Source organism: Dokdonia sp. R78006, assembly GCF_042466145.1.
Taxonomy (GTDB): Bacteria; Bacteroidota; Bacteroidia; order Flavobacteriales; family Flavobacteriaceae; genus Dokdonia.
Genome location: NZ_JAXHBU010000001.1, coordinates 3,091,290 through 3,112,860, shown reverse-complemented (window position 1 = coordinate 3,112,860; position 21,571 = coordinate 3,091,290). Strand labels below are relative to the sequence as shown.

Sequence of the window (21,571 nt, the reverse complement as noted above, 5' to 3'; positions counted from 1 at the left end):
ATCTCAATTTTTATTAAATCAATCAATAACTTGACAACCTTCACCAGAAATTCGGCTGGAGTAGCTGTCTACTTGAAGTCCATTACGTTCATAAAGTGCGGTACTTTCAGATAGGTATTGACTTATGTCCGCTTTCGCGAAAGCGAGACAAAACATACTAGGTCCGCTGCCAGAAATACCAAAGGCTATGCATCCATTCTGCTGAGAAATCGCTTTAATCTCATCAAAATGCGGGATCAATTGCTTGCGATGTGGCTCTACGAGTACATCCTTGATACTTTCCTTAAATAATTCCTTATCCCATTCATAGAGCGAGGCAACAAAGCCTGCCAGATGTTGCGATTGTGCAATGGCATCCTTGAGAGGCACGTGTGTGGGTAAAATCTCCCTCGCTTCTTTAGTTTTGATAGTAATATGAGGATGTAAAATCCCGACGAAAACCGTATCCATGGGAGGTAACGCTATTACCTTAAATGGGTTGTAGCCAGTTACTAGCGTGGTGCCTCCATAAATGCAAGGCGCCACATTATCTGCATGCTCATTACCACTTGCTAGTGCTTCGCCTTTCATAGCGTAGCACGTGAGTTCAAGATTAGATAATGGCTTTTCTAAAAACTGATTAATACCATACACAGCTCCTGCTGCGCTAGCACTGCTGCTACCTATTCCAGAACCGGAGCGTATTTTTTTATGAATCTCTATTTCTACTCCAAAGTTGGCGTTAATGCCTTCTAGCATGGCATTACCCGCCACACCAGCAACATTATTATGAGCTTCCATAGGGAGTGTATCACCTGTGATTTCTGTAATCGTTACTCCGCGACCTTCGGTTTTTCTAAAAACCATCTCATCACCTATACCTTCGAGGGCAAAGCCTAGCGAATCAAAACCACAGTTTACATTTGCCACTGTAGCGGGACAAAATACGCGTATCTCAGTAGGATTATCAAGGCTTTGTACCGTGGCTTTTTTATGTATTTCTTGAGACATATAATTATTATCTAAGTCTTATGATATCGCTAAAGAGTCCGCTGGCGGTAACATCACCACCTGCACCTGCACCTTTTACAATGAGCGGCTGCTCTGGGTAGCGTGCTGTGTAAAATAAAACAATATTGTCAGAACCTTCAAGATTGTAAAACGGACTGTCTGCACCTACAGACTGTAAGCCTACACTAGCTTTACCATTATCTAACTGTGCTACATATTTAAGGCGTTTACCTGCTGCTGTAGCATCGGCAACTAGTTTTTCAAAGTGTGCTGCATCTTCTTTAAGTGTTTCAAAGAAGTGAGGAACGTCTGTGCTTTCTAGGTTATTTGCTGTAAGAAATGGTGTGTTCACAATATCTTCTAGTTCTAATTCAAGTCCGCTTTCTCTTGCGAGTATTAGGATTTTACGAGCTACATCTACACCACTCAAATCAATACGAGGATCTGGCTCTGTATAGCCCTCCTCTTTGGCTTGTTGTACCACATCATAAAAGCTATCACCACTTTTAAAGTTATTAAAAACAAAGTTTAAACTTCCAGAAAGCACAGCTTGTACTTTAGTAATGCTATCACCAGACGCGATAAGGTTCTGTAAGGTATCTATTATAGGTAAACCAGCACCTACGTTGGTTTCAAACTTAAAGGGAGCATTATATTTTCTACTCAATCGTTTAAGATTTGCATAGTATTCTTGTTTTCCAGCGGCAGCAATTTTATTACATGCAACCACTGCGATGCTATTTCGCAAGTATTCTTCATATGCCATCGCTACGGGTTCATTTGCCGTAATATCTACAAAAACTGAGTTGCGCTGGTTGAGAGCAATTACGTTTTCGCGAAAGCGTACAATATCTGCCTTCTCACCTTGAGCAAGCGCTTCTTCCCAATTATCTAAATCAATAGCTTGTTCTGAGACGAGCATCATTCTACTATTAGAAAGTCCTAGTACTCTTATATTAAGGTTAAGATGGTCTTTGAGATATTTTTTCTGACTGTTAATTTGATCTAGAAGTTTTGCTCCCACATTTCCTACACCTGTAATGAAGAGGTTAATTTGCTTTCTGTTTCCTTCAAAGAAAACTTCATGCAAGCTGTTAAGCGCTTTCTTTACATCCTTTTCGGCAATTACGGCAGAGATATTTTTCTCACTCGCTCCTTGTGCAATGGCGCGTATATTTACGTTGTTTTTACCAAGTGTGGAGAACATTTTACCAGATATCCCTTGATGACTTTTCATAGATTCTCCTACGAGTGCGATTATTGCAAGAGACGTCTCAACAATTACCGGGTCAATCTTACGTAGCGATAGCTCGTAAGCAAACTCTGTTTCTATTGCTGTTTTTGCACGCAATGCATCTGCCTCCATCACACCGATACATATACTATGTTCGCTAGAAGCCTGAGTAATTAATATTACGTTAATCTGCTGTAAAGAGAGTACTTCAAAAAGGCGTTTTGAAATTCCAGAAGTTCCCACCATTCCTGCGCCTTCCAGCGTGAGTAGTGCAACATCACTTATATGAGAGATTCCCTTAATAGGGTTTCCATTGCTCCCTTCTTGCTGTCCTATACGAGTTCCAGCTTCATCTGGAGCCATCGTATTTTTGATATAAATAGGAATATTTTTACTAAGCGCAGGCACAATAGTAGGAGGGTAGAGCACCTTTGCTCCAAAATGCGATAACTCCATCGCCTCGTGATATGATATGTCCCGTATAGGTTTTGCTTGTTTTACAAGCTTCGGGTTTGCAGAGAACATCCCACTCACATCTGTCCATATTTCTAGTTGGTCTACCTCCAGCGCAGCTGCAATTATAGCCGCAGTAAAGTCTGAGCCACCACGACCTAGTGTACTTGTTTCTCCTGTAGCTGTGCTCGCAATAAATCCTCCTAGGATGGTTATGTTTTGTGACGCTTTCGCGAAAAAATCTTTGATATTTTCATTAGTGCGATCATACAACACACTGGCTTTTGTATGATTGCCATCGGTAATGATAAGTTGTCTACTATCTTTTAATGTGGCTTCAATCCCTTGATGGTTGAATGCTGCCGTTATGATACGGCTGCTGGTAAGCTCTCCAAAAGCAGCGAGTTTGTCTAGTGTTTTAGGTGAAAGCTCGTTGATTAAGAAAATACCTTTGAGTAAGTCGTCTAGGTGCGACATAAGCGCACTTATATCTGCCATTACTATAGCATCACCTTCGGTAAGTGCTTTTGCAAAAGCCGTGTGTTTTTGGTGTATTTCTAAAAATACATCCTTATAGGTTTCGTCTTTTTGAGCAGCAAGCGTTCCGGCTTTTAGCAATAAATCTGTAATTCCACCCACTGCCGAAACAACAACAGCTACTGGATGTGAAGCAGCTTGGTTATTTACAATGGCAATTACTTTTTCTATGTTTTTAACACTCCCCACAGAAGTGCCTCCAAATTTTAATACGCGCATAGTATGCAATTTTACATTTTCGCGAAAGCGAAAATGGTATGAATAAACTAATTAATTTGTGTGTGTGGAAGAGATCCTTGCTCGCGCAAGTAATAGATAGATAATATGTACGACTATAACCCCAACGGGGTAATCGTACCAATAGTAATAGTGGTAGTCAAGAAAATCGAAGTGTATTGTGTTGTTCTCATCTTGTTTCTGATATGTTAAATGTAGTACATTTACCTAAGGAGGCAAGATGTAGTTCTGAGTTTTGAGGATATGACAATTCTTGACGTACTTCTAGCACGATACTGATAATGTGATAATTTGAAGTTTACTTTCGTGAATATTTAATGAATTAAAGAATATTTTTCTTCATAAAGATGAAGAAACTACCTAATTATAGCTAAATGAAAATATACAGCGCCAAACAAATTTACGAAGCAGATAAAGCAACCATTGAAAAGGAAGGGATTCCATCTTATAATCTCATGGAACGCGCCGGTGGGTACGTTTATGAGTGGATGAACCAGCGTTTACAAGGGCAGCCTGTGCCTATAAAAGTATTTTGTGGTATCGGTAATAATGGCGGTGATGCACTTGTAATTGCTCGCTTACTTCTTAAAAATGGCTATAATGTTGATACTTATATAGTACACTGTAATGATAAGCGCTCTCCAGACTTCTTAAAAGCGTATGACGCTCTCAAGAACGAAGTAAAAAAATGGCCAGAAATCATTAAAAGTGTTGAAGACTTTCCAGTAATCACTCCGCAAGATATTGTGGTAGATGGAATCTTTGGGATAGGACTTAACAGATGTCCAGATGATTGGGTAAAAGCACTTTTTGTAAAAATTAATGAGTCTAAGGCTTACACACTTTCTATAGATATTCCATCTGGAATGTATTCAGATAGAGGACCAGCAAAGGATGATGTAATTGTACATGCAACGTTTGTACTAAGCTTTATGTCACCAAAACTTGCTTTTTTCTTGCCAGAAACGGGTAAGTACATTAACATGTGGGATACAATTGATATAGGTCTAGATCCAGAGTTTCTTGCAAAAACTCCTACAGATGTAACGCTAATTTCAAAACCTGAAATCCAGCAGATGTACAAAGGGAGATCACAATATTCTCACAAGGGAATGTACGGTCATAGCTTAATTATAGGAGGAAGTTTTGGAAAAATGGGCGCTGTGCAACTTGCTAGTAAAGCTGCTCTTAGAGCGGGTAGTGGTCTTGTGACGGCTTATGTACCGCAAATAGGAGTTCCTATATTACAAACGGCGCTTCCAGAAGTAATGGTAGAGACCGATAATTATAATGGAAAAGTGTTTGAAGAAATTGATTTTCAAACCGAAGCAAATGCTATTGCAATAGGCCCGGGAATGGGAACCGATGAGAAAACGGTAAGAGCAATGGAGTCTTTCTTAAAGAAGCAAAAGCAACCATTAGTGATAGATGCAGATGCAATTAATATCATCTCAAAACGACCATCACTTATGGAGCAAGTACCTCCATTATCTATTTTTACGCCACACCCAGGTGAGCTGGAGCGTTTAATAGGCAAGTGGGATGACGACTTTGACAAGCTAGAGAAAACGGCAAAATTTGCCAAAAATCATAATGTCATTATCGTAATTAAAGGTGCTCATACAATTACTGTTTATGATATGAGACTTTATATAAATACTACTGGTAATCCTGGATTGTCTACTGCTGGTACTGGAGATGTGCTTACAGGAGTTATCACTGGGCATATAGCACAAGGATATCACCCTATGGAAGCCGCTATGATGGGAGTTTATTTTCATGGACTTGCAGCAGATGTTGCCGTAAATCAATATGGAATAGAAGGACTCATAGCAGGTGATGTGACAGAGTTTTTAGGAAGAGCAGTAATGAGTCTTTTTGAAAAACCAGAGCAAGAAGGTGGGGCAGCACCACAGCAATAAATTATAGATACATCAAAAAAAAATGGATAGCGTGTAAACGCTATCCATTTTTTTTATACATGAAAGTTGTCTTATTCTGTAATCGCTACAGGAAAAGAAACTTGCACATCTGTCTCTCCTCCAGCATTACCTAAAGTTCCATCGTTAGGCTTTGTAGGCTCATGACGTAGTGTGATAGTAAGTGTGCCAGAACCAGCAGTAGCACCAGTTGTAAGTGTAACTAAAGTTCCTAGTGGATTACCGTTACCATCAAAATCCTCATAAGTCACAGCTGCGTCAAGGCCTGTACTAGGAGTATAGAATACTTGGTGCTCGTCAGATTCTTCTTCTACTTCTTCGGTGATATCCTCGGCTGGGCTTTCTGTTTCATTCAGAAACTCAATGCTACCGTTATAAACAGTATTTACATCTAAGTCACCAGAAACGGTTATTGTAGGTGCATTAGGTCCATCTCCATCAAGATCTTGTGATGTGAGAAGAACGCTGCTTGTGTCTGACATCAATGTAAGCGATACTGTTGTGATAATTTCTTCTTCGTTTACAATCTCTGGAATTGCTCCATCATCATCACTAATACAAGAGGTGATCGTTATAGCAGTAAAGGCAAGGAATGTATATTTTATAAAGTTTTTCATTGTTTGTTTTGTTAAGTACGCTTTCGCGAAAGCGTGATTTTAATAATTAATTTTAAGTTGTAGTAAGATATTTCTACCCAAATCGTCTGCAAAATAGCGCTGGCGATTTAGGTACTCCCTGTAAGAGGTGTCAAATAGATTGTTTACCATAAGACCTACATTAAGATCACTTTTATCGTTGATTGCAAAATCAACAGATCCCTTAAAATTTATGAGATGATAGGCATCGGGAGGTGTGCTTATATCTAATAGTTCTGTAGTGTTGGTTTCTGGTATAAATACGTCAAAGTTTGTATCTGGAAATTCATTTTGACGAAATACATAGTTACTTTCAAGTGACAGCTTTAAATTTTTAACTTCAGGAATACGGTATGTAATGGTGTTACGCGTACTCGCCGAAGGCATATTAATTAAAGCATTGTCTAAGGTTACATCTTTTCCTTTTACTAACGAAAATTGGTTAGAAAACTCAAAACGATCTGTTACTTGAACATTGTTATCTATGTCAAAACCTAACAGTCTAGCTTGTGTCTGCCTATACTCCCATACAGGAAAACTTCCTCTTATAGTTTGCTGTACGCCTGTAGGCTCAATGAGGATAAAATCCTCGATAAAGTTTGCAAACGGAGCAATAGTAAAACTCCAAGTGTCTGTAGATTTTGTAAAATTTAATGAAATTTTATTTGCGACTTCTTGATTAAAACTTAGGTCACCTAGCTCTATACGTGCAGCACTCTGGTGTAACCCGTCAGAAAATAATTCTGACACGTTAGGTGAGCGAGATGCGAGCGCATAGTTAAAAGATATATTACTTGCGTTAGAGATTTGATAAGATACTCCTGCAGTGGCAGATATATTCTTGTACTCAAAATCTGGCTCTACAAAAATTTGGTTATCAAATTCTTGACGTACAAACTGAGCAAAGTCTACATTGTATCCTCTTTCTTCCCATAAGCTCGTAGTATAAAACTTTTCGGCTAAGATTCTGTTATAATCATATCTAGCACCAGCCTCGATTGCCCATTTTCCAAGGTCTTTAGATGCTAATGCATAAACACCAAAATCTTGAGCTTGGTAATCTGGTATTAGTCTTCTTACCCCTGTAGATGGATCAGGAAAATGTTTTTGATACCTTCCAGACACGCCTATTTTTGCTGTAAGCGTATTGTCTGCAGTGTAATCAAAATCAATTTTACCGCCTACAGTTTCAAGTTGTAAGTCTATAGAAGGTCGTAAATCATCACTATCTCTACGTATATCAAATTCTAGTCTATTATTGCGCTGGTAATCATACTGTGCGCTTAATTTTCCAAAATTATCAAAACGATAAAATGATTTAAGTTTTGCAATTTGATGCTTTACTTCCTGTCTAGGGGCATTAATATCGTACGTAAATGGCTCTACCACAAATGGCTCTTGGCTATTTATTGCAACCGAGAGATCTGCAGCATTACCTACGTGTGATGAGCGCAAAATACCAGATTCTTTGTCAAAAATCGAGTAGCTAGCCTCCACACCATAACGATATTTATTAACTCCTATACGTGCAGAAAGATCTCTCTCATACAAGGCTGTATTACTTAGGACATAATCTGGCGCTTCAAAATCTCCAAAACGTTTTAAAGTCCCGTTTATGCCACCATACCAGCCATTGTTGTAAGACTTTATTAATGAAGTTGTAATAGAACCCCCACGACCATTGGTCGCACCAGTAATAATAGTTCTTCCAAAAATAGTGTCTTTTACAGGTACCTGCTCTGGTTCTATGATGATGGTGCCTCCTATAGCATCACCACCATATTGCAATCCTGCTGCTCCTTTAATAACTGTGACTTCACCAGCCGCATTTACATCAATATTAGGTGCGTGTTCTACACCCCATTCTTGATCTTGCAAGCGCGTGCCTTCTGTAATAAGTACTACTCTACTAGAGTGTAGCCCTTGTATTACCGGTTTTACTACAGAGTTACCTGTGTTTAATGAGGTAACCCCGCTCAGATTTTTAAGAGCATCACCTAGGGAGGCTGCACTATTACTTTCAAGTAAGCTGTGGTTTACAACAGCTTCTGTCGCTGTACGGCTTTTACTTTTATGAGCATGTGCAACAATCTGTACATCGCCTAGAGATTCTAGATGATGCTCCATGTTGATGTTGCGAGTAGTATTCCTACTTACATCTACTTTTATAATTTGTGTCTCACATGCTGGATGTGATACTTGTAGTGTGTAATTGTTGGCACAAAGTCCTGTGATAACATATTTGCCTAGGCTATCTGTCATTACAGCGTCTTCAGACCCTGCCACAATAATGGTTGCACCAGATAATACTTCATTATCGTGCAGGTCTATAATATAACCAGATAGTGTATAGGTACACTCTTGTGCTGTACTCGTAATGCTCAGCAAGGCGATGCTAAGCCATAAATAAAATTTCATATAAAAATGTTTTGCTAATTATTGAATGTAATTCAATGCTTAACAAAACGGGGGACCACGGTCTGAGGAACTTAAGATGGTGGTTGTGTATGATGTCTGTAATAGAACATCTACTTCTTTTGAGATATGTATGATGGGTGATTGGTACGCTTTCGCGAAAGCGTAAAGTCCTGCTTTAACAACGTGTAAATCACCAAGATCACAATCTAGTTTTGATTCATGAACGTGTACTTCTCCTGTAAATTTACAAGTATCATAATGTTCATGGTCTGCTGTGCTGTGAGAAAAAGATACTACACTAGGTAACAAGAATACAAGCATTGTAAACAATGCTGTAAGTCTTATAATTATATGAGTGTTATCTTTTTTCAAGCTTCTTTTGAAAATAAAAATCCTAGTCCCAATCTGGAAACCATTTTTGTAGCAAACGCTTTAAAGAACGCATACTGACCAAATAGCCAACCAAATATCACTAAAAGCACTTGATAAATAGGAAAAATTAACAAGATTCTAACAGGCCAGTAAATCCAACCAGTTGTAACATCCTTACCTAAGCCTATAAGATCCATTAAAGGATTAGAAAGTCTTCCAGCTGTTGAACCGGTTACTGCAAATGCAAGAAATATTGCTACGAGCTCCCAGCGATAAGTAACTCCCCATCTTGAATAGAGCTTTTTAAATAGCCAAAGCGTGATCCATATAATTAAGAAAGCTATAGGCAAACTAAGTAAAATAGTTGCTACGGGTACAGAAGTATCATATGCAGGCACATAAATAGCTCGAGCAATTAAATATGCCGAAAAAAGAGCAGCTATCAATCCAAGAATAATATGTATAAATTGCCAGTTTTGAGTGATTTCCCAGCGTTTTTTAAAGTCTTTCATAACGCTGCAAAAATACGATTATCGTAGTTTCTGATTGTTGCGTTCTTGAAAAAATTCAAACCAATTATATAATAGGTAATTAACTTCATACCCATAATCGGTATTCGAATTGTAATCTATGCGCTGGATATATAGATTAGGGTCGTATTGTGATATATTATTTACTCTGTTGTTATATTCAGTGACATAAAACCTATTTTTATTTTCTAAGAAAAACTGCCCATAAAACCCTCTAGGTCTTTGTGTAACTAGCCATGTATTAAACCCCGGTTCTATAATAATAATTTCATATTCTAGACTGTCATTTGCAATACGTATCGTGTCTGATGCATTATCTGCAGTATTGCCTATGTCTTTTGTACCACTTGTAGTTGCACAACCTATTATGGTAGCGGTAAGAATTGCTAAGTAAATTATCTTTTTCATAATCTTAAAGTTAAAGATTTTACCTGTGATACGGGTTTGTTTTATCGTAGTATTAACGATAGTACTAATTGTTATACCGTGTAAACTTACTAAGCAGTAACCTCTATTTAAAGCTACAATGAGTAAATGAGACCTCTCAATGAGGGAACAAAAAAAGAGTGCCTGAAAAGGCACTCTTTAATATATGAATAGATGATTTATGAATTATTTTCCAAAAAGTCCTCCTAGAAGACCTCCGATACCACCTTGTTTTTTATTGCTTCCTAGTACCATTCCTGCTACGTCATCTAAGATGCTTCCATCTCCATCTGCATCTAGTAGGGTAGTAATTAAGCTTTGGTTTTCTTGAGGTTGACCACCTAGCATGCTACCTAATAAAGCACTCATACCAGTACCATCACTTACGTTATTTTCTTTAGTTTGCTTACCTAGTACTCCCATAAGGATAGGTGCAGCAACTTTTAATATTTGAGCTACAGATCCAGCGTCTACACCAGACTTGCTACTTAATGCATTTTCAACAGCAGGTTGTTTGTTTCCTAAAAGGTGTCCTAAAATTCCAGCACCATCATTTACTACGTCGTCACTAGGTCCTCCGTTACCCATAAGGTCTCCAAGTTGGTCTAAAATACCACCACTATGCTTTCCAGATAAAGCGCCCATTAATCCAGCTGCTCCCTCTGGTGTCTGTACGTTTTTCTTCATAGCTCCCATAAGTACTGGAAGTGCCATGCTCAAAACCTGCGCAGTTGCACCTTCAGATTGTCCTGATTTTGCACTTGCTCCACTAATAAGAGATTTTCCTATATCACTATTTAATAAATCTAATAATCCTGCCATCGTTGTTGTTTTTTAATGTTTACAAGATTCAAGGTACAAAATATTATAAGTTCTAAAATTGCTGACATAAAAAAACCATCCTTTTGGATGGTTTTTTTAGAATCTTGTCGATTAAAATCAATTTTAAATCGATAAACAGTAAAACTAACATCAAATGTTTAAGCTTACTGCATTTGTAAATGCTATTGTTACTTAAGGATTTTTATGATTTGCTCTGCTAGTTCTGTACCAATACGATCTTGGGCTCCACCAGTTGCTGCTCCAATGTGTGGAGTTAAACTCACCTTAGGATTCATAAGTACTTGTACCGCTGGAGTAGGTTCGTTTTCAAAAACGTCTAAACCTGCAAATGAAAGTTTGTTACTATCTAAGGCGGCCACTAGAGCTACTTCATCTATAACACCACCTCTTGCAGCGTTTACTAATGCAGCGCCATCTTTCATAAGATCGAACTCTGCTTTACCTATTACATAGTCTTTTTGTGCAGGAACGTGAAGTGTTATGAAATCTGCAGATTTTAAAACTTCCTCCTTTGATACAGAAGTAAGATCAAATGCTACAGACTGTCCGTCAAAGAAAGGAACAGTAACTTTCGCTTTTTCTGTAAACGGATCATGAAAGATAACTTTCATTCCCACTCCCAAAGCAATTTTTGCAGTCTCTTGACCTATACGCCCAAAACCAATTACACCTAGTGTTTTACCACGTAGCTCGGTTCCTTTCGCGTAAGCTTTCTTTAATCCTTTAAATTTTGTATCACCTTCAAGTGGCATGTTACGGTTAGAATCAAATAAGAAACGAACTCCGTTAAACAAGTGAGCAAATACGAGCTCTGCTACAGATGCAGACGATGCTGCTGGTGTATTAATTACATGAAGTCCTTTATCTCTGGCATATTGCACATCAATATTATCCATTCCTACGCCACCACGTCCTATAATTTTTATAGATGGGCAAGCGTCAATAAGTTCCATACGCACTGTGGTAGCACTTCTTACTAAAATAACATCAATCTGCTTTTCATTGATGTAGTTTTCCAGTTGGTCCTGAGCAACATTTGTTGTAATTACTTCAAATCCTCCAGCTGTAAGAGCGTCTACTCCCGTTTGTGATATTCCGTCGTTTGCTAATACTTTCATAGTAAATGCTATTATATGCGGTTTAATATTGTTGTTTTGTCCTTGTGGATTTAAGCTTTTCTTTCTAGTTCGCTCATTACGTCTACTAGTACACCTACGCTATCCATAGATAGGGCATTGTACATAGAAGCTCTATAACCGCCTACACTTCTGTGACCATTTAAACCATTAATGCCTGCTTCTTTCCACATGGCATCGAAGGCATCTTTAAGATCACCATCTGTAAGTGAGAATGTAGCGTTCATGGTAGAACGATCTTCTTTGGCAGCAAATCCTTTAAATAGTGGATTAAGTTCTATCTCGCTATAAAGTAGTGTTGCTTTTTTATTATTGATTTCTTCAATCGCTTTTACGCCACCTTGTTCTTTCAACCAGCGCATAGTAAGCATTGAGATATATACTGCATATACAGGAGGCGTATTAAACATACTGCCTTTACTTATGTGCGTTTGATAATCCAGCATAGATGGAATCTTACGAGTCACTTTACCAAGAATATCTTCTCTTACTACAATAAGTGTAGTTCCTGCTGGTCCCATATTTTTCTGAGCACCTGCATAGATTAAGTCAAATTGATTAAAATCAATCTCTCTAGAAAAAATGTCACTACTCATATCACATATAAGAGGACAATCTACCTCTGGGAAATGCTTAATTTGTGTCCCAAAAATAGTGTTGTTACTTGTGAGATGTAGATAGTCTAAGTTTTCTGGAAGTATAAATCCTTTAGGTATGTAATTGAAATTTGCCTCCTTACTAGATGCAACCTCAGCAACCTCTCCAAAAAGTTTTGCCTCTTTGATAGCTTTATCACTCCAAGTTCCAGTGTTTATATAACCAGCCTTTGTTTCTAGTAAGTTGTATGCTACCATTAAAAATTGCATACTCGCTCCACCTTGTAAAAAAAGTGCTTTATAGCCTTTACCTTCTAAGCCCAGTAATTCTAATGCTAGATTTCTAGCCTCGTCCATTACATCTACAAAGTCTTTACTTCTATGAGAAATCTCAAGAATAGAAAGTCCGGAATCATTAAAGTCTAATATAGCCTGTGATGCTTCTTTAAAAACATCTTGAGGTAAGATACAAGGTCCTGCGCTAAAGTTGTGCTTCTTCATGGTGTGCTATTTTATGCGTTTTGTGCTTTACAAAGATGCCCAAAACGTTATAAAAAGCAATAGATAAATCGATAAAATATTGGCTATAATGATGTCAAAAATGTAATAGTATCAACCCCATCTGCATAATCATAAAGCTCAGGTTTTTGAGTTTTTCCTATTGGAGTGAGCTCCTTAACTTGGCTTTCTAGTGCTGTATTCCCCACAACGCATTGAATACGATCTTTATCTGCTTCAAGCTTTTCAACTAGGCTTTCCATTGATTCATATTTTTCATAAAATAAAGTCGCGATAGGTGAGCCGTAGCTTTCATCTTCCTTGAGCATTAAGAAACCATTCTCTAAGAGCTCAAAGAGGCTCATTAAATACACCGCTTTATTATAATCATAATTATTGGCATACTTTGCACCATTCATAATATCGCTCCAGTGATAAATAGCTTTGAAAAAGGCATCAAAATTGTAATCTTGTGGCACATACAATTTTGATACATTACGGCATCCTAAACCGTAGTATCTAAATATATCTTCACCTAGCGCAATAAGCTCATCTTCTGTTTCATTACCTGTAAGTACTGCAACAGAATTTCTGTTTTTACGGATGATGTTAGGCTTTTTACCAAAGTAATATTCAAAATACCTAGCAGTATTATCGCTTCCTGTCGCAATTACAGCATCGTAGGCTGGTAATTTATCTTCGGTGAAGCTAATGGTTTCTTTAAAAGCAGGTTCTGCATATTCTAGATATTTTGCAAGAAAGGGTAGGAGGTGCTTATCATTAGACGATTGTTTTCCTACAAATTTATGCCCAGCAATTAATACGCACATAAAGTCATGAAAGCCTACTAATGGGATATTACCTGCCATGATTACGGCAACGGTTTGTTGTGGTTGCGCTTTCGCGAAAGCGGTATCGTACCCATCAAGCCACTCAGTAAGTTTTTCTTGAGTAAGTGACTGTGCCCAGCCTTCTAAAGCGAAGAGTATATTTTCTTTAGTGAACCAGCCGTTGTTTTCGCTGGCTAGTTTAAACTGATGCTGCATTCCGTCAAAGAAGAGATCATTGTGTAATACTCCTTCTTTTTGGGCAATTGAGTCACGTGTAAACTGACTTAAAAATTTTCCTAGCTCAATAAAAGCGTTAATTCGTAGTTGAAGTGTCATAGGTTTTGGCAAATCGGTGTCTAGGCGTTATTTTTGTGCAAAGTTACCCAAAAAGAAAACTATGGCAATTATCATAACAGACGAATGTATAAACTGTGGAGCTTGCGAGCCTGAGTGTCCTAACACTGCCATTTACGAAGGCGCAGATGACTGGCGCTATGCAGATGGAACAGACCTAGAAGGAAATGTTGTCTTACCTAACGGAAAAGAAGTAGATGCAAATGAAGCACAACAACCTGTGAGTGATGAGATTTACTATATCATTCCAGATAAGTGTACCGAGTGTAAAGGTTTTCATGACGAGCCACAATGTGCTGCAGTATGTCCAGTAGATTGCTGTGTACCGGATGATGAGCATGTAGAAACAGAGGAGGTATTGCTAGCAAAACAATCTTTTATGCATAAAGATGCATAAGTATTATGCTCTATAAAACAACAAAGCCATCCCGTAAGGATGGCTTTGTTGTTTTAAATAACCGCTACAAGTTCTCCGGTAATGTTCTGGATAACTTGCTGTAATCTTCTAGCATAATCCAGCAATGCTTTAATTTCTTTTATAGTAGCAGGTCGCTCTTTATTAAAAATAAGTAGCTGATCTCCTTTTGATTCTATGTGGTAATAAGGATTGCTCTCTAAGAAATGAATAAGCTCATTAGAAAAGAAACTCTTAATGGCATACTCGTTTTCTCCCAATAAAAAGAATCGATTAGAAAAATCTGTATGGCCATCAATGTTGATGTCATTCCACCCAGTTATTGCATAAAACTTTTCTAAAAATCCTTCTTTATCTATTGTAAACGATGGAATAGGAGTAGGCAAGTCTATGGTGATCATAGTTGAGCGTACCGTTCCTTGTGCTATAAACTCTCCTTCTGAGTAAATAATATCAAAGAGATGCAGGACATTATCATCATCCTTAAACTCGTTATATGAATGATTTATATGTTTTGTCTGGAAATAAAGGAAATCTGTAAGCTCATGTACATCTTCATTTTTTTCTGGATGATATTCTAGATTATAGCTTTGAGCAAGTTCTTCAAGTGACACTTGGCGTTTGGTTTTACTCTTTGTAAACATCTTAGGCACTGTTATCATCTTGCGTAGTGCAAAAGGATGTGCAGAGTCTGTATCATGCATATCGAGGCCTACAACCTCAAAGTGCCCACCTTTTTTACTGAATACTTCTTGAAAGTCGTGAAGATTCTCCATGATTGTGTGATCTACAAAGCTACATTTTGAAAAATCTACCACCACGTCCTGACTCTCAGGAATAGCTTCGAGCTTTTGTTTGAGTTTGTAAAAGTTTAAAAAGGTACAAAAGTGTTTTACACTCACATAATAGTTACTCCCTCCTTTGTCTCCCGTTTCTTGGAACATCAACACGTTAGGCTTAAACATGTTTCTAAGAAATAGCCCTGTGCTTTTATTTAAAAGAATATGAATGACAAATGTGATGACAATACCTGCTAGAATACCAGAGATAAGATCTACAAACAAAGTAGTTAATAGCGTAACAAAGAAAATAAGCACTTGTTCTTTACCAATAGTAAACATCTTTCTCACAACTACAGGTGATGCAAGTTTATATCCTGTATACACAAGAATAGCCATTAAAGCCGGCAAGGGAATACGCGTAAGTTGAGTACTAAATAGTGCAATAAAAATGACTAAGAATGTAGCGTGGCTAAAGTTGGCACTTCTATTAGTACCACCATTATTTACATTTACAGAACTTCTAGCGATAACAGTAACTACATTAAGACCTCCTAAAAAACCAGAACCTACAGTAGCAAGACCTAAGGCCTTAAGATCACGATTAATATTTGATCTACGTTTGAGAGGATCTAGCTTATCTACAGCTTTAATACTTAGTAACGATTCTATACTTGCGATGAGTGTAAGTGATAAGACACTTGTCCAGAAAGTAAATGTCCCAACAGACCCAAAATTAGGTATTGGTAAATCCTCTACGATATCTCCTAGTGCTGGGATACCACTTATCATATATTCTTGAGCAATAGGGTTAGGTAAACCTAGAACCAATTCATAATAGTAACTAAAACCTATAGAAAGTAATACGATCCACATAGGTGCAGGAACGAGTTGTAAATATTTATTCCTGATTTTTCCATAAAAAATCATGATTGCAAGACTTCCTACGCCAAAGATAGCGGCAAAGATGAGTCCTGTATCTGTATAACTGAAAACGCCAATAATTGAATTTGGGATTTCAAGTAGATAGTCAATGCTCCCGTCACGTGTAATTTTATTCCCGAGCATGATGTGGAACTGCTTTCCTAGGATAATAAGACCGATGGCGGCTAGCATTCCTTGTATCGCAGAAGATGGAAAGAAATCTGCTAGTTTTCCCATACGCAGAAAACCCAATAACATAAGTAGTCCACCAGAACAAATAATAGCAGCATAGGTGCTTTCTAATCCTAGGGCTGTAATTGCTATGAGTACTACTCCCACAAGACCATTTCCAGGTCCTGTAATAGTTACATTACTTCCGCCAAGTATGGATACTAATATTCCTCCTACAACAGCAGTAATAATTCCTGAGATAGGCGGAGCCTCACTAGCCATTGCAAGTCCTAGACCTAATGGTAGTGCAATAAGACTTACCACGAATCCCGAAAAAATATTTCGCGGAAGCGTTTTAAAAAAATTATTTATAGAATTCTCTTTTGGACTCATCGTACAATTAATACATCTGTAGGGAGTTCTGTGAGAATATGCTCAATATCATGTGGAAATAAACGGTCCCAAAATGATGTTTTTGATGGGGCGTTCATGATTAATAAATCTGCTCTTACGACCTCCGCATAATGACCGATGGAGTATCCTCGTTTCCCAAAAATGGCTTGAGATCTTGCATCTACACGTTGCTGTATTTCTTGAGGTACTTTATTTATAATTTGCTGTACTCTGCTTTCTTCTCGTCTACGCAGTTTTTCCTTAGCAATATTTGCTCGGCGTAGTGAGGTATCATCATCTACATTTACGTGAATTTCGTTCTCCGTAATTTCTTCTACGATAGTCATTTTATCTGCACTCAGACCGTGTGCAACGTAAAAGGCAGTGGTAATGGTTTGTTCTGTTTTGGGGTCTTCAAGGCCATTTACAACTACATGTTTACACGGAATACGTGTAACAGAGGGATTGATAAGTAAGAGCACAGAGCAAGAGGCACCTCGCGTTATTTTTCTGGCAATAGACCCTAAGTAGTAATTGACAAAATTTTCTCTTTGAAGCGCACCAACAATGAGTAAATCAATCTTTAAAGTACTGGCAGCTTCTATCATCACTTTAACAGGGTCTCCAGGCTTAAATACTATTTCAGATTTAAGGCCTTCTTGATGAAAACTAGTGAGTAACTTCTCAAAAGATTGATGTTTCTCATCTGTATGATCACCTACGTGAATCACTACTAACGTTGCATTAAAATGAATACATAGTCTAGCAGCCTCGTACAAGTTTGCTTTGAGGTTAGGAGAGAAGGTGGCGCCTACGCCTATAATTTTAAAGGGATTGGGACTCACAGAGTCGTTTAGTTTTATGAGTGAGTTAAGGTAACATAATTATACGTAACAATGATGTATATCCTGACTTTCCAGATATGATGACAACAAGCTGTTGTAAAACAGAACATCCAAATGCTTGAACATCTGGATGTTATTATAACGTAGTTTTTAATTACTGTTTTTTCAGACTGCTGTATATAGCATATTGCTCTTTAGTTAAAAACGTTTGCATGTTACCATCTTTACGTTTGGCAAGTTTAGCAAGCTCTTCTTTTTTATCTGCAGCGCTAAGACCTCCAGCTCTAAGTCTATCTTCTGTAGATTTAAATGCTTTTATAGTTTTAGAAATATTTGCTACTTGTTCTGAGCTAAGATTGAGTTTCTGTGTAAGCATGTCAATCTCACTTGCTTTTTCTTTATTTACAGTACTTATGCTAGGGCTTTGTGCTTGAACATTTGACATTCCAACAAAGGCAAAGAGTACTAATGCGATAATTATTTTCATAATATTTATTTTTAAAATTATAAGCTCAAGAGCTTTTCTATATTTTCTAGAGGTCGTCCAATAACGGCCTTTTTTCCGAGAACTACAATGGGACGCTCTATTAATTTAGGATGTTGAGACATAGCGGCTACAACATCCGTATCGCTAAGTTCTTTTCCTTTATAGTTTTCCTTCCAGATAGCTTCGCCTTTTCTTACGAGTTCCATAGGAGCTATATCAAGCATATCAATAAGAGACGTAAGCGCTGTTTCAGAAAGAGGATTATCAAGATATTTTATTACTTCAAATTCTTTTCCGGACTCTTCTAGCAAAGCTAGACCTTGTCTGCTCTTTGAACAGCGAGGATTGTGATATATTTTAATCATATGTAATAGTTATTTTTCTAATAGTGTTACGTGTACTCCTTTTGATCTAAGTTGGACCGCAAGTGTTTGTGCATCTGTAAAATGAATACCTGTTATTCCAGCCAACTCGCAACCTTGGATATTTTTTATACTATCATCTATAAATATAGCTTGAGACGGTTCAATCTTATAGCGATCCAGCATAAGATCATAGATATCTTGAAAAGGTTTGCGAGTTCCCTCATCTCCAGAGACTAGAATTCCTTCAAACCATTGCAACCAAGGAAACTTTTTAAGCGCAATAGGGAATGTCTCACCACTCCAGTTAGTAAGTGCAAGCACTCTATAGTCAGGATTATCTATAAGTTCTTTAAGAATTTGTAGCGTGCCTTCATGAGTAAAACCTAGCATTTCTTCCCATCGGCCGTAATACATTTTTATAAGCCTTTCATATTCTGGAAACATTGCTATGCGTTCTTGTGTAGCTTTTTCTAGAGAATAACCAGCGTCTTGGTTAACATTCCAGTCCCATGCGCAAACGTAATTGAGAAACCAATCCATCTTGGCTCGATCTCCTCTAAATTCTTTGAGATAAACGTATTCTGGACTCCAGTCTATGGGTACACCGCCTAGATCAAATATTATAGTATTTATATTATTCTGTTTCATAGCGCTTTTTTTAGTCAATAATCGTGTGTGGGACGGTATCGAGATCCCAGTCTATCACTAATCCTCCTGCTAGTGAACGTGCTATTTCTGCACCATATAAGTGTTCTGTAAGGTAAAGCGCAGCCTCAAAACTTTTGGCACCACCAGCAGAGGTGATGTATTTTCCGTCGTGAACAAATAGGGTTTCTTTTCTAATATCAAGGGCTGGAAACTTAGCTCTCATTTTATCTATATCACTCGGGAAAGTAGTAGAAACTTTATCATCGAGAAGTCCTGCCTGTGCAAGCACAAAAGCACCATCACAATGAGAAGTCATAAAAAGAGCTTCTTTATCTACTTTCTGAACAAAAGAAATCATCGCCTCATCATCTAGATCTGTATCTAGGTGATGCTCTGCGCTAGGGATTACTAGAATGTCAATCTTAGGCATTTTCTCTTGTGTATAATCAAAATCGGGTAGGAGGTACATACCTTCAAATGTTCTAATAGGATCCAGTGTATTTGCAACGGTAAACACATTCATTGCCTTAATACTATCTCTGTAAATCGTGTGCTGAAAAATATCAAAAGGCGCCGTGAGTTCCGTATTAAAAGTGCCATCCATAATTAAGAAAGCTACGTTATACCTAGATGTATCTAATACAGGTTGCGCTTTCGCGAAAGCGTTATTTTCATTTGTAATATGCTCTTGTAATGACTTTTGATTGTCTTTATTAGTATTGCATGCTTGTACCAAAAGCGTACTTAAAATGATAATAATAATTCTCATAAATCTTATTTTGAAGTTAAAGATACAGGTTCTGGCGGTGTTTCATTTGCAAGCATGCGCTTAACAATATATAGCAATAGCCAAGCGATAAGCGTGAGCCCGATCAAAAATATCCACGTTGTTTGAAAACCAAATGCTTCTGTGATTTGCATACCACTATTGTGCCCAAAAATATGCGCTACCGAAAATGACATGCTGTAAACACCCATGTATGCGCCTTGTCTTCCCAACTTGGAGCGATCTAAGGCAAATTTATTACTAAAGGGAAACGAAATCATCTCCCCAAAGGTTGCGATAATCATCCCAATGACTATAATGCCTACCCATGCTTCCCATAGTAATAACAAAAAACTAGCACCTGTCATGAGTAATCCCAAGATGGTGCTTTGTACGTTAGAGAGGTTTTTCTTTTCCATCCAGGCAATGAGTGGCATTTCAAACACTACAATCAAAATACCGTTAAGAGCAAGAATAAGTCCTATGGCATCCTCACCAAGTTTATATTCATCTTTATAATATAATGGCACTGTCGAAAAGTATTGTACAAAGACAATCCCAAATAACGCAAGCGCAACGAGAAAGAGCACATAAGGCGTGTCAAGTAAAGGTTTTTTAGGATTTTCAATCATGACTTCTTTATCAAGTTCCTTTGTTTTTTTAGGATTTAATACTTGAGTCATCAAGATAGCAGCAAAGAGACACGTCAAGCCGTCTACATAGAATAGCGCATCATATCCTGCAGTGGCAATAAGAATTCCTCCCACAGCGGGCCCTACAGAAAAACCTAGATTAATAGCAAGTCGTATGAGGGTAAGCGAGCGTGTTTTATTTTCTGGTTTTGAGTAGGCACTAAGCGCTACAAAAAACGCAGGACGCCCCATATCTGCTAGTGCCATGAGGATAAAAAATGAAAAGCACATTACCCAGAAAGTCTCTACATGCATTACCCATAAAAAGTTTATTCCAGTAAAAATTAAACTTAAAAGGATGACTTTATAATAACCAATTACGTCACACAATTTACCGCCTAGCCATGCTCCCGCAAAAGAACCAAGACCATAAGACGTCATAATCCATGCAACATCTGGTAGACTAAAATGGAGATCTTTATTTAAATAAATAGAGAGAAAGGGAATCACCATCGCGCCCGCTCTGTTGATCAATGTGATGAGCGATAGCCACCAGATTTCTCTAGATAGTCCTTTAAAAGTATTTGTATAGTTGCGTAGTAGTGTTTTCATAAACGATAGATTAGATGGTAAAGTCCTACGCTAGACCATAAAAGTAAAGAGTCCAGCGTGGTGGCCGGACTCTTTTGTATTGTTACTCTTTATAATCATATAGTGACAACATATCAAGTCTGGCGCAACGTTGCACACGAGATGAATGTATATGTTGTGATTAATATCATACTATGTGTAAAGTTATAAAAATAATTGAGTTGAGTACGCTTTCGCGAAAGCGTAACGTTTATACAATCTCTCCTCTTGATTTCAATTCTTTTTTGATAGCTTTTCTCATAATAAACTGTAATGGAACTGTACCCAAGCAAGAAATACCAACTACCAGTGTACCTATAAAAGAATTTGAGTCTTCTCTTGTAGTAATCCCGTAAATCGAGATACCAATTAGAAATGATATTACGATAAGCAAGGCAACAATAATCACTGTAATCAAGTTAAGATTAGAGCGAAGTTGGTTAGAGGTTTTATTAGAAAGATCTATTTTCATTTTGACTGATATGTT

Annotated in this window: 21 protein-coding genes; 2 read left to right on the top strand and 19 right to left on the bottom strand. The window is 37.7% G+C overall.

Going from position 1 to position 21,571, the window contains the following annotated elements; all coding sequences use genetic code 11:
• Window positions 1-18: 18 nt before the first annotated feature.
• On the bottom strand, window positions 19-990 hold the full coding sequence (locus tag SJY37_RS13845) for a homoserine kinase (RefSeq protein WP_379953232.1): 972 nt from the start codon (window positions 988-990) through the stop codon (window positions 19-21).
• Window positions 991-997: 7 nt separating this feature from the next.
• Entirely contained in the window at window positions 998-3,433 is a 2,436-nt protein-coding gene (gene thrA / locus SJY37_RS13840) for a bifunctional aspartate kinase/homoserine dehydrogenase I (RefSeq protein ID WP_379953231.1), read from the bottom strand.
• A gap of 392 nt (window positions 3,434-3,825) precedes the next feature.
• Here thrA and SJY37_RS13835 point away from each other — a divergent pair, with 392 nt between their 5' ends.
• On the top strand, window positions 3,826-5,373 hold the full coding sequence (locus tag SJY37_RS13835; RefSeq protein WP_379953230.1) for an NAD(P)H-hydrate dehydratase: 1,548 nt from the start codon (window positions 3,826-3,828) through the stop codon (window positions 5,371-5,373).
• 71 nt (window positions 5,374-5,444) lie between these two features.
• On the opposite strand, the gene SJY37_RS13830 is transcribed toward SJY37_RS13835, so the two are convergent.
• The 9 genes from SJY37_RS13830 to SJY37_RS13790 all read right to left on the bottom strand — a co-directional run bounded on the left by SJY37_RS13830 (window position 5,445) and on the right by SJY37_RS13790 (window position 14,011).
• The gene (locus tag SJY37_RS13830) at window positions 5,445-6,008 is read right to left on the bottom strand and encodes a type 1 periplasmic binding fold superfamily protein (protein ID WP_298327787.1); all 564 of its coding nucleotides are present in this window, start codon (window positions 6,006-6,008) and stop codon (window positions 5,445-5,447) included.
• A 39-nt stretch (window positions 6,009-6,047) separates the two neighbouring features.
• Entirely contained in the window at window positions 6,048-8,444 is a 2,397-nt protein-coding gene (locus tag SJY37_RS13825) for a TonB-dependent receptor (protein WP_298327792.1), read from the bottom strand.
• A 39-nt stretch (window positions 8,445-8,483) separates the two neighbouring features.
• Window positions 8,484-8,816, bottom strand: coding sequence for a hypothetical protein (locus SJY37_RS13820; RefSeq protein WP_298327795.1), 333 nt, complete (start codon window positions 8,814-8,816; stop codon window positions 8,484-8,486).
• On the bottom strand, window positions 8,813-9,328 hold the full coding sequence (locus tag SJY37_RS13815) for a DUF6787 family protein (RefSeq protein WP_298327799.1): 516 nt from the start codon (window positions 9,326-9,328) through the stop codon (window positions 8,813-8,815). The genes SJY37_RS13820 and SJY37_RS13815 overlap by 4 nt, the downstream gene beginning before the upstream one ends.
• Before the next feature lie 18 nt (window positions 9,329-9,346).
• Window positions 9,347-9,754, bottom strand: coding sequence for a DUF6146 family protein (locus SJY37_RS13810; protein WP_298327802.1), 408 nt, complete (start codon window positions 9,752-9,754; stop codon window positions 9,347-9,349).
• A gap of 204 nt (window positions 9,755-9,958) precedes the next feature.
• Entirely contained in the window at window positions 9,959-10,594 is a 636-nt protein-coding gene (locus SJY37_RS13805; RefSeq protein WP_013751936.1) for a DUF937 domain-containing protein, read from the bottom strand.
• Between the two features lie 188 nt (window positions 10,595-10,782).
• Window positions 10,783-11,733 (bottom strand): D-2-hydroxyacid dehydrogenase, encoded by a 951-nt coding sequence (locus SJY37_RS13800; RefSeq protein ID WP_298327810.1) that lies wholly within the window; start codon window positions 11,731-11,733, stop codon window positions 10,783-10,785.
• A gap of 50 nt (window positions 11,734-11,783) precedes the next feature.
• The gene (gene serC, locus SJY37_RS13795; protein WP_013751938.1) at window positions 11,784-12,848 is read right to left on the bottom strand and encodes a 3-phosphoserine/phosphohydroxythreonine transaminase; all 1,065 of its coding nucleotides are present in this window, start codon (window positions 12,846-12,848) and stop codon (window positions 11,784-11,786) included.
• Window positions 12,849-12,931: 83 nt separating this feature from the next.
• Window positions 12,932-14,011: an acyl-CoA reductase gene (locus SJY37_RS13790; protein WP_298327816.1), complete on the bottom strand. Its 1,080-nt coding sequence runs from the start codon at window positions 14,009-14,011 to the stop codon at window positions 12,932-12,934.
• A gap of 61 nt (window positions 14,012-14,072) precedes the next feature.
• On the opposite strand from SJY37_RS13790, the gene SJY37_RS13785 reads away from it, so the two are divergent.
• Complete coding sequence (locus SJY37_RS13785) at window positions 14,073-14,426, top strand: 4Fe-4S dicluster domain-containing protein (RefSeq protein WP_013751940.1); 354 nt, start codon at window positions 14,073-14,075, stop codon at window positions 14,424-14,426.
• Between the two features lie 53 nt (window positions 14,427-14,479).
• On the opposite strand, the gene SJY37_RS13780 is transcribed toward SJY37_RS13785, so the two are convergent.
• The 8 genes from SJY37_RS13780 to SJY37_RS13745 form a co-directional block, all read right to left on the bottom strand.
• Window positions 14,480-16,711 (bottom strand): SulP family inorganic anion transporter, encoded by a 2,232-nt coding sequence (locus SJY37_RS13780; RefSeq protein ID WP_298327826.1) that lies wholly within the window; start codon window positions 16,709-16,711, stop codon window positions 14,480-14,482.
• Window positions 16,708-17,556 carry a universal stress protein gene (locus SJY37_RS13775; protein WP_298327829.1) on the bottom strand — a complete coding sequence of 283 codons (849 nt, stop codon included), beginning with the start codon at window positions 17,554-17,556 and terminating at the stop codon, window positions 16,708-16,710. Before SJY37_RS13775 ends, SJY37_RS13780 begins: the two co-directional genes overlap by 4 nt.
• Window positions 17,557-17,710: 154 nt before the next feature.
• A complete protein-coding gene (locus SJY37_RS13770; RefSeq protein ID WP_298327832.1) occupies window positions 17,711-18,043 on the bottom strand; it encodes a hypothetical protein in 333 nt (110 codons plus the stop codon).
• A 17-nt stretch (window positions 18,044-18,060) separates the two neighbouring features.
• The gene (arsC, locus tag SJY37_RS13765) at window positions 18,061-18,408 is read right to left on the bottom strand and encodes an arsenate reductase (glutaredoxin) (protein ID WP_298327835.1); all 348 of its coding nucleotides are present in this window, start codon (window positions 18,406-18,408) and stop codon (window positions 18,061-18,063) included.
• A 9-nt stretch (window positions 18,409-18,417) separates the two neighbouring features.
• Window positions 18,418-19,056 (bottom strand): HAD family hydrolase, encoded by a 639-nt coding sequence (locus tag SJY37_RS13760; protein ID WP_379953229.1) that lies wholly within the window; start codon window positions 19,054-19,056, stop codon window positions 18,418-18,420.
• Between the two features lie 10 nt (window positions 19,057-19,066).
• Window positions 19,067-19,825, bottom strand: coding sequence for a DJ-1/PfpI family protein (locus SJY37_RS13755; RefSeq protein WP_298327841.1), 759 nt, complete (start codon window positions 19,823-19,825; stop codon window positions 19,067-19,069).
• 5 nt (window positions 19,826-19,830) lie between these two features.
• Window positions 19,831-21,066 (bottom strand): MDR family MFS transporter, encoded by a 1,236-nt coding sequence (locus SJY37_RS13750; protein ID WP_379953228.1) that lies wholly within the window; start codon window positions 21,064-21,066, stop codon window positions 19,831-19,833.
• A 229-nt stretch (window positions 21,067-21,295) separates the two neighbouring features.
• Window positions 21,296-21,556: a hypothetical protein gene (locus SJY37_RS13745; RefSeq protein WP_298327844.1), complete on the bottom strand. Its 261-nt coding sequence runs from the start codon at window positions 21,554-21,556 to the stop codon at window positions 21,296-21,298.
• Between the last annotated feature and the right edge of the window lie 15 nt (window positions 21,557-21,571).

Coding starts and splice junctions, on each gene's coding strand:
- SJY37_RS13830 (WP_298327787.1), bottom strand. CDS start 6,008: ATGAAAAACTTTATAAAATATACATTCCTTGCCTTTACTGCTATAACG.
- SJY37_RS13780 (WP_298327826.1), bottom strand. CDS start 16,711: ATGAGTCCAAAAGAGAATTCTATAAATAATTTTTTTAAAACGCTTCCG.
- SJY37_RS13825 (WP_298327792.1), bottom strand. CDS start 8,444: ATGAAATTTTATTTATGGCTTAGCATCGCCTTGCTGAGCATTACGAGT.
- SJY37_RS13790 (WP_298327816.1), bottom strand. CDS start 14,011: ATGACACTTCAACTACGAATTAACGCTTTTATTGAGCTAGGAAAATTT.
- arsC (WP_298327835.1), bottom strand. CDS start 18,408: ATGATTAAAATATATCACAATCCTCGCTGTTCAAAGAGCAGACAAGGT.
- SJY37_RS13800 (WP_298327810.1), bottom strand. CDS start 11,733: ATGAAAGTATTAGCAAACGACGGAATATCACAAACGGGAGTAGACGCT.
- SJY37_RS13770 (WP_298327832.1), bottom strand. CDS start 18,043: ATGAAAATAATTATCGCATTAGTACTCTTTGCCTTTGTTGGAATGTCA.
- SJY37_RS13755 (WP_298327841.1), bottom strand. CDS start 19,825: ATGAGAATTATTATTATCATTTTAAGTACGCTTTTGGTACAAGCATGC.
- SJY37_RS13805 (WP_013751936.1), bottom strand. CDS start 10,594: ATGGCAGGATTATTAGATTTATTAAATAGTGATATAGGAAAATCTCTT.
- thrA (WP_379953231.1), bottom strand. CDS start 3,433: ATGCGCGTATTAAAATTTGGAGGCACTTCTGTGGGGAGTGTTAAAAAC.
- SJY37_RS13785 (WP_013751940.1), top strand. CDS start 14,073: ATGGCAATTATCATAACAGACGAATGTATAAACTGTGGAGCTTGCGAG.
- SJY37_RS13810 (WP_298327802.1), bottom strand. CDS start 9,754: ATGAAAAAGATAATTTACTTAGCAATTCTTACCGCTACCATAATAGGT.
- SJY37_RS13845 (WP_379953232.1), bottom strand. CDS start 990: ATGTCTCAAGAAATACATAAAAAAGCCACGGTACAAAGCCTTGATAAT.
- SJY37_RS13815 (WP_298327799.1), bottom strand. CDS start 9,328: ATGAAAGACTTTAAAAAACGCTGGGAAATCACTCAAAACTGGCAATTT.
- SJY37_RS13745 (WP_298327844.1), bottom strand. CDS start 21,556: ATGAAAATAGATCTTTCTAATAAAACCTCTAACCAACTTCGCTCTAAT.
- SJY37_RS13835 (WP_379953230.1), top strand. CDS start 3,826: ATGAAAATATACAGCGCCAAACAAATTTACGAAGCAGATAAAGCAACC.
- SJY37_RS13760 (WP_379953229.1), bottom strand. CDS start 19,056: ATGAAACAGAATAATATAAATACTATAATATTTGATCTAGGCGGTGTA.
- SJY37_RS13750 (WP_379953228.1), bottom strand. CDS start 21,066: ATGAAAACACTACTACGCAACTATACAAATACTTTTAAAGGACTATCT.
- serC (WP_013751938.1), bottom strand. CDS start 12,848: ATGAAGAAGCACAACTTTAGCGCAGGACCTTGTATCTTACCTCAAGAT.